At 34.1% G+C, this 8,407-nt stretch carries 6 protein-coding genes; all 6 read right to left on the bottom strand.

What is annotated here, in order from left to right; genetic code table 11:
• Nucleotides 1-510 precede the first annotated feature (510 nt).
• The 6 genes from metH to GMC_RS19870 all read right to left on the bottom strand — a co-directional run bounded on the left by metH (nucleotide 511) and on the right by GMC_RS19870 (nucleotide 8,265).
• Nucleotides 511-3,249 carry a methionine synthase gene (gene metH, locus GMC_RS0112375; protein WP_010522435.1) on the bottom strand — a complete coding sequence of 913 codons (2,739 nt, stop codon included), beginning with the start codon at nucleotides 3,247-3,249 and terminating at the stop codon, nucleotides 511-513.
• A gap of 122 nt (nucleotides 3,250-3,371) precedes the next feature.
• A complete protein-coding gene (locus tag GMC_RS19875; RefSeq protein ID WP_238527993.1) occupies nucleotides 3,372-3,605 on the bottom strand; it encodes a four helix bundle protein in 234 nt (77 codons plus the stop codon).
• 42 nt (nucleotides 3,606-3,647) lie between these two features.
• Nucleotides 3,648-4,649: a homocysteine S-methyltransferase family protein gene (locus tag GMC_RS0112365; protein WP_010522433.1), complete on the bottom strand. Its 1,002-nt coding sequence runs from the start codon at nucleotides 4,647-4,649 to the stop codon at nucleotides 3,648-3,650.
• A gap of 219 nt (nucleotides 4,650-4,868) precedes the next feature.
• Nucleotides 4,869-6,092: an SMP-30/gluconolactonase/LRE family protein gene (locus GMC_RS0112360; protein WP_010522432.1), complete on the bottom strand. Its 1,224-nt coding sequence runs from the start codon at nucleotides 6,090-6,092 to the stop codon at nucleotides 4,869-4,871.
• Nucleotides 6,093-6,575: 483 nt separating this feature from the next.
• Nucleotides 6,576-7,184: a carbohydrate-binding protein gene (locus tag GMC_RS0112355; protein WP_029489750.1), complete on the bottom strand. Its 609-nt coding sequence runs from the start codon at nucleotides 7,182-7,184 to the stop codon at nucleotides 6,576-6,578.
• Nucleotides 7,135-8,265, bottom strand: coding sequence for an SMP-30/gluconolactonase/LRE family protein (locus GMC_RS19870; RefSeq protein WP_138940625.1), 1,131 nt, complete (start codon nucleotides 8,263-8,265; stop codon nucleotides 7,135-7,137). Before GMC_RS19870 ends, GMC_RS0112355 begins: the two co-directional genes overlap by 50 nt.
• Nucleotides 8,266-8,407 lie beyond the last annotated feature (142 nt).

Genomic DNA, 8,407 nt, shown 5'->3' with positions numbered 1-8,407 from the left:
AATAGCTCTTGTAATATTTTTATTAGCTAAAAGCAAAACGCATTAAAAATGCATAGTTTTAACTAAACCTGAGACCAATTAAAACGAGGTTATAATTATACAACGAAAAAGTCGCTAAATACCCTACTCCTTACTTAAATTTATTTTATTAATTTTTACCTTTTTTATGGAATAAAGAAACTATTTTCAATTGAACGCGATATTCTTACATCAATCGTATTGCTGCTATATCTTCTTCAAAATACCTAAAGCCAAAAAAATGACCAAATTTATGTGACGAAACTGTCCTTAAAAAACCGCGGATATACTGAATTGCAATATTGAAATTTAGAATAACATGTTCTCATGGTTCAACATCACCTGCAGGATATTCAGCCCGACCAATTGAAAGATATTGATCGTTTTTTGAAATCATTAGTAAGCTTTCAAACTAAATCCTAGCAACCTTTTATATGCATTTCCTGAGTGAAATCAGCAAAAGCTACCACATAACTTCGAGACTGTTTACATCTAATCATCAGCAATATTTGGACTCAGCCATTTTTCAGCTAACTCAAAATCGATAGCCTTACGCTCAGCAAAATCTTTTACCTGATCTTCTTTTATTTTTCCTAAACCAAAGTAACGCGCTTCTTCATTACCAAAATAGTATCCCGAAACTGAAGCTGCTGGCCACATGGCTATACTTTCAGTAAGCTCCACTCCTATAGTTTCTTTTACTTTAAGTAACTCCCAAATAGTCAATTTTTCTAAATGATCGGGACATGCAGGATATCCTGGAGCTGGACGTATCCCTTTGTAGGTTTCTTTGATGAGTTCTTCATTTGTTAAGCCTTCATTTGCTGCATAACCCCAGTGCTTGACACGTACCTGTTTATGCAAATACTCTGCGTAAGCTTCGGCTAAACGATCTGCCAAAGCTTTGACCATAATAGCATTGTAATCATCCAAATTCTTTTCAAACTCCTTGGCTTTTTCAGCGGTTCCGAAACCTGTTGTTACGCAAAAACATCCTATGTAATCTTTTTTACCTGTTTCTTTTGGTGCTATAAAATCCGACAACGCAAAGTTTGGTTTTCCTTTGTGTTTTTTTAATTGCTGGCGTAATGTTCTAAAAGTAGCTTTTTGTTCACCGTTAAGCCCAACCTCAATATCGTCCGTATTAACGGTATTTGCCTCAAACAATCCAAAAATGGCTTTTCCTGTAAGCCATTTTTCAGCTAACAGCTGATCTAGCATTTCCTTGGCGTCGGCAAATAATTCCTTAGCCTGTTCTCCCACTACTTTATCCTCCAAAATATTAGGATATTTCCCGTGTAAATCCCATGATCTAAAAAATGGCGACCAATCAATATAGTCTATTAATTCATTCAAATCTTGATTTTCAATAACCTGAATTCCTAATTGATTTGGAGTTACAATTTCCGAGGTTTCCCAATCTATTTGATACTGATTTTTTCGAGCTTCATTGATGGATAAATATTCTTTCTTTTTGGTACGTTTTAGAAATCCTTCGCGAAAGACATCATAATCTTCTTTAATAGATTTTATATAGGCTTCCTTTGAATCTTCTTTTAACAAATCCCCTACTACAGTAACTGCCCTGGAGGCATCATTTACATGTACTACTGATCCTTTATATTGTGGGTCAATTTTTACTGCTGTATGTGCTTTACTGGTGGTTGCTCCTCCAATTAGCAAAGGAACAGTAAAATTTTTACGTTGCATTTCTTTTGCCAAATACACCATTTCATCTAATGATGGTGTGATTAACCCACTTAAACCAATAGCATCTACATTTTCGGCGATAGCGGTTTCAATAATTTTTTCAGGCGGTACCATTACTCCAAGATCAACAATCTCGTAATTATTACATGCCAATACTACCGAAACAATATTTTTCCCTATATCATGTACATCTCCTTTTACGGTGGCCATTAAAATTTTTCCTGCATTATCAGAAACTCCTTCTTGTTTGGGGTTCTTAAGCTTTTCTTCCTCTATAAAAGGAAGTAAATAGGCTACCGCTTTTTTCATTACACGAGCAGACTTTACTACCTGCGGTAAAAACATTTTCCCTTCTCCAAAAAGGTCTCCTACCACATTCATCCCAGTCATTAGGTGTCCTTCGATAACTTCAATAGGCTTGTCAGACTCCTGACGTGCTTGCTCTACATCTTCTTCAATAAATTGGTCGATACCTTTGACCAAAGCTCTGGTAATACGATTTTGCAATGGTTCTTCTCGCCAAGATAAATCCTGACCACTATCTTTCTTTCCAGTTCCTTTAACGGTTTCAGCAAAATCTAATAACCGTTCAGTGGCATCATCGCGTCTATTCAGAATTACATCCTCAACGTGTTCTAATAAATCTTTTGGTATATCATCGTACACTTCAAGCATCGTCGGATTTACGATACCCATATTCATTCCTGCCTTGATGGCATGAAATAAAAACACGGAATGCATGGCCTCACGTACAGGGTTGTTTCCTCTAAATGAGAAAGAAACGTTGCTCACCCCACCGCTTACGCTACAATTGGGTAAATTTTCGCGCACCCACCGTGTAGCTTCTATAAAATCAATCGCATTCAATTTATGCTCATCCATTCCTGTAGCTACAGGAAATATATTCAAATCAAAAATTATATCTTCTGAAGGAAAGCCTACTTTATCAACTAAAACTCTATAAGAACGTTCTGCTATTTCAATTCTGCGCTCATAATTATCAGCCTGCCCCACTTCATCAAATGCCATTACAATTACAGCAGCTCCGTAACGTTTAATTAAAGTAGCTTCTTTTATAAACTTATCTTCTCCTTCTTTTAAACTGATTGAATTCACCACACATTTACCTTGTACGACTTGTAAACCTGCTTCCAAAATTTCCCATTTGGAACTATCAATCATAATTGGTACGCGAGCGATATCTGGCTCTGCCATAATCAAATTTAAGTAACGCACCATAGCTTCCTTGCCATCAATAAGACCATCATCCATATTAATGTCAATAACCTGAGCACCACCTTCTACTTGATGACGCGCAATATCTAAAGCTTCATCAAATTTTTCTTCTTTAACTAAACGTAAAAATTTACGAGAACCAGCAACATTTGTACGCTCTCCTACATTTATAAAATTCGAATTCTCGTTAACTATCATGGGTTCTAGACCTGATAGTTTTAAGTATCTTTTGGTTATTTGTTGATTGTTGTTGGTTGTTCGCCCTTTACTATTAAATTCTTTCATCAACTTTTTGTTTTGTAATAATTGATAAATCCATTCAATAGTTTTTTACATTTTACAATACTATTTTGAATTTTATCAAATTCAGCTTGATTTATAAACTTCAAATCTATAGCCAAATAAATTTATGTCTCTAGTTCATATAATGATCCTCTTGAAATGTATAAGAATTGTAAAGTGCTCTTTGAGGTTCTTCTTCCACAGCCCTCAGCAATGTTAAAAGGCATAGATATTGAACATCTTCGTATCTGATTCACTAAACCGTACATTTCACTCTTTGGAAAACCTTCCGAAATAACATAAACTTGTTGTACTAAATTTCTTGATGCTTTCCAAACATCCAATTCTGAATACACCATTTAATTAATCTATTATTTCTAACAACAAACAACTATCAACTATCAACTATCAACTAAATTACGAGGTTCATATTCTTTAGCTAATTCAGCAATTGCTTTGATATGTTCTGGAGTTGTTCCACAACAACCTCCTATAATATTAATTAAACTTTTATCCAAAAACTCTTTAATTTGATTTGCCATTTGCTCTGGAGTTTCATCATACTCACCAAAAGCATTAGGTAGTCCCGCATTAGGATGTGCCGAAACATTAAACGCTGCTTTATTAGCTAATACCTCTAAGTGTGGCGTTAGTTGGTTGGCTCCTAACGCACAATTGAAACCTACGCTCAACATTGGAATATGAGAAATTGACACCAAAAAGGCCTCAGCCGTTTGACCTGAAAGTGTTCGTCCACTGGCATCAGTAATCGTTCCACTTACCATAATTGGTATATCGATACCTCTTTCATCTTTAACTTCTTCGATAGCAAATAAGGCTGCTTTTGCATTTAAAGTATCAAAAACCGTTTCCACTAACAAAATGTCCGCACCACCATCCAACAGCGCTTCTACTTGTTGTTTGTAAGCAATACGCAAATCATTAAAAGTAACTGCACGAAATCCAGGATCGTTTACATCGGGGGACATACTTGCCGTACGATTTGTTGGACCAATTGAACCTGCTACAAAACGAGGTTTATCTGGATTTTTTGAGGTGTATTCATCAGCTACTTCTTTGGCTATTTTGGCAGACTGGTAATTTAACTCATATACCAAATCTTCCATACCATAATCTTCCATAGCAATGGTAGTTCCCGAAAACGTGTTGGTTTCTGCTATGTCTGCTCCTGCATCAAAATACTTTCCATGTATGGTTTTAATCGCTTCAGGTTGTGTAATGCTCAATAAATCATTGTTTCCTTGTAAAGGCTGTCCCCAATCCTTAAAACGCTCACCTCGATAATCTTCTTCAGTAAACTTATATTGCTGAATCATGGTTCCCATGGCTCCATCTAAAATAAGAATACGTTCTTTTAAAATGTCTTGAATGTTTTTCTTCATACGCTAATTCCCATGCATTTAAACTAATCAAATTCAAGAAAATTTTCACTTTAATTTTCTCAATTGAGCTGTGCACCTTCTTTAATTAGTAGTAAATTATAAGTCTTAAAAAACTTACAAAACTAACTTTTAAATGCTTTTTTAGGAATTGCAAAGAAACGGCAAAGCCTACTTTTTTGCAACAAAAGTAGGCTTTATAATAATTTATGTTAAAAAAATTTATTTAATTACAATTCTTTTGCTTATTACTCCTTTTGATGACGCCATATTAAGTAAGTACGTTCCTTTAGATATCACCTCGCTTAGAGTAACCTTCAATTCTTTTCCACTTACTACAGTATAACCTAAAATTGGTGTTTCAGCTCCCGTAAAAGAATATAGTGTCACCTCTTCGATACTTAAGTTATTATTTAACTTTACAGTAAAATCCTGATTAACTACTGGCATTGGATAAATTGCATCCACTGATTCTTTTAAGGATAAATCTAGCGTACTAAGTGTTCCTGATTCTGGCAAATCAAATGGATGCCTAAAACCTGTAACACCAAGATCAGTAACTTGATACAAATTAGTTCCTGCAGTAACAAATAAAATATCTTTAGCAGCACCTCCAAAAGTACAGTTAGTTGCGTTTTCATCAAAACCAGTTATGGTATTTATAGGAGCTAATTGTGTTCCATCAAAAATATGAACTGCCTGTTTTGCCGTAACATAAAGTTTGCCGTCACTATCAACAGTCATACCATCGGCACCAGTATTTGCTGAGTTATCAGGCAATTCACCAAATAGCGTTTTGTTGCTTAGCACACCAGTTTCCTGATTTATATCGTATTTATAAATGTTTTTGCTAAAAGTATTATCTACATATAAAGTCAATCCATCTGGCGATATGATAACTCCATTAGGTTTGTCTCTATTGGCGGGACTACTCGTATCATTAGCCGCAAATGTTTCTTGTACAGATATTTCTCCTGCGCTATTTCTGTAATATAATCTATTATCTCTTTGATTTGTAAATGTAAAATTAGGATCTGTAAAATAAATACCTCCTTTTTTATCAACACACAAATCATTAGGCTCATTAAACCTTCTATCATTATAAACAGCTGCTAGTACTTCTAAAATAGCCCCATCAGCCAACCTTCGTTTAGTTATTACTCCGACTTCACCTTCACAAACAAGTAAATCGAGGTTTTCATCAAACATCAATCCATTTGAACGGTTAGTACTTCCAAAAGCCTCTGCAAAAGTACTTGTACTCAATGTATAGGACATTACTTTGCTTTGAGGTATATCCGAAAAATAAATAACATCAGAACCATCCCAGACCGGCCCTTCAACAAATTGAAATTGATTTGTACTCAATTTAGTTACTGTTTGAGCACTCATTCCAATGCTAGCTAAAGATATTATTGAAAATTTAAGTAGGTTTGTAAATCTCATGATTATATTGTTATAGTTTAGTTCTATTTTACTAATGGCAAATTATATTTATAAAACGATTTTTTGGCTTTGTTTTCCAATATTCCTACAGATATAGTTTGATCTTACGAGGAATAATAAATTTTGTCGACACGTGAACAGATTCATTGGATAAAGCTAATTTTAAGGCTTTTATTAATTTTAGCTCAACTACCAGTTTTACTGACAAAAGGCTTAAGTTTAATAAAAAATTACACCTTTGATCTTTTCTATATAAATTTCAATTATTGTTTTTTTTAAACTGAATTGCAATAATTACAATCATGTTGTTTTGAAAGCACTAAGTTAGAAAGGATACTACTTTTAAAATACCCTGAAAACAGGGTAATTGATTGCGTGGATAAGTGAGGAGAATTTTAATAAGCAAATTTAAAACAAAAAATCCTGTAATTAACATCTGTTAATTACAGGATTTTTTGTTTTAATTAGAAAGATAAACTTCCATTATTTCTTACAAATCTTAACTATTTTTTTAAATCCATTTTCTGTATCAGAAATTTGCATAAAATAAATTCCAGTAGATAAATTATTCACACCTTCTACAAAATTAGATTCAGTATCAATTGCATTTGAAATTAAAATTTTTCCCGAAAAATCAATAATAGCGTAGTTGTATTTTACTCCTGAAACTAAACCTGAAACAGTAAATGAATCCTGAACTGGATTTGGAATTACTGAAATTGAAAGTTCACTTTCATCTGCAACTATTAAGCTTTTACTCCCATTACTTGTGTTTGTCAACTCAAAACGATCTAAATTCCATTCCCATTTTCCTGAATTTGTTCCTGCTCCAATTAACCGAACCTTATGTTGACCCGCACTTATATTAATTTTTTGAGAAACTTTTAACTCAGCAAACTGATTCCAACTTCCGTTATTAGGGACGCTGGTCGTTACCACTGTAGTGCCGTCAATTACTAATTCTATAGCTGTATTATTTACTGGAGTAGCAATAAAATAAGTGACATAATACTCATCTCTCACTGGAGCATTAATTGTATACTCAACCCAATCCCCTGTTTGATTGAAATTGTTTGAGGTAATTCCATTCACCACTATAAATTTCAACACCGTTGAAAGCTCCATTTGTAGCATCAAAATCTTCAGCTTCAATGACTATACTTCGTGTATCAGGAGTTATTGGCACAACTGGCTGGACTGGCACAGGAATTGGATCTGGCTGCGGTATCACTGGTGTAGGATCAGGGTTTGGATTTACTACAGGAGCATTCACCTCAGGCAAATCAAAAGGATGTTGAACTCCTATTACTCCCAAACCAGTTACCTGATATAAATTTTGACTAGCTGTTACAAATAAAATATCTTTGTTCACCCCTCCAAATGTGCAATTAGTTGCTTTTTCTGGAAAATTAATAGTTTGTACGGCTGTCAATCTTGTTCCATCAAAAATTTGTACCGTCGATCTTGAAGTTACGTATAGCCTTCCATTAGTATCCACTGCCATGCCATCCGCTCCCGAATCGTTACTTCCCGCCAAGGTTCCATATAGAATCCTGTTTGATAAAGTTCCTGTAGTTTGGTTAATATCGTATCTATATACGGCTGTACTTTCAGAATTGTCAAGGTATAAAAATTTACCATCAGGAGAAATAATTACACCATTAGGTTTCCCCCTTCCAAAAGCGTCTTGTGCAGTAATATTTCCTGAAGGATCTCTATAATACAATCTGTTTTCGGGCTGATTGGTGAAAACAAAATTAGGGTCAGTAAAATAAATACCTCCACTTTTGTCAATGCACAAATCATTTGGATCATTTAAACGGATGCCATTAAACTCGGATGCCAATGTTTCTAATACCTGACCAGTTACACTTCGTCTAGTAATTCTTCCTGCTTCGCCTTCGCAAACTATCAAATCAAAATTTTCGTTAAACATTAATCCGTTTGGCCGATTTGCATTTACAAAAGTATCAGTAAAGCTATTTGTATTTAAATTATAAGCCACAACCTTACTTGCAGGTATGTCAGAAAAATAAATAGTTCCTACTCCATCCCAAACAGGACCTTCGGTAAATTGAAATTGGTTAGCACTTAATTTTGTTACTGTTTGAGCAGACATATTCATTGAAAATAATGCAAAAGCACTAATTTTCATTATTCTAAAAAACTTCATGTATTTTTTTGATTTTGTCAGTTTAGGTCCGTGAAAATAGCATCATTTACAATAATTTTTACAAAAAATAGAAATTACCTACAAACAAAAAAGAGATTAATGCTTATTTACCATTAATCTCTTAAAAAAATATAAATTTTTG

Source organism: Aquimarina agarivorans (assembly GCF_000218485.1).
Lineage (GTDB): Bacteria > Bacteroidota > Bacteroidia > Flavobacteriales > Flavobacteriaceae > Aquimarina > Aquimarina agarivorans.
This window is presented reverse-complemented; position numbering and strand designations above follow the sequence as displayed.

Coding starts and splice junctions, on each gene's coding strand:
- GMC_RS19870 (WP_138940625.1), bottom strand. CDS start 8,265: ATGAAGTTTTTTAGAATAATGAAAATTAGTGCTTTTGCATTATTTTCA.
- metH (WP_010522435.1), bottom strand. CDS start 3,249: ATGAAAGAATTTAATAGTAAAGGGCGAACAACCAACAACAATCAACAA.
- GMC_RS0112365 (WP_010522433.1), bottom strand. CDS start 4,649: ATGAAGAAAAACATTCAAGACATTTTAAAAGAACGTATTCTTATTTTA.
- GMC_RS19875 (WP_238527993.1), bottom strand. CDS start 3,605: ATGGTGTATTCAGAATTGGATGTTTGGAAAGCATCAAGAAATTTAGTA.
- GMC_RS0112360 (WP_010522432.1), bottom strand. CDS start 6,092: ATGAGATTTACAAACCTACTTAAATTTTCAATAATATCTTTAGCTAGC.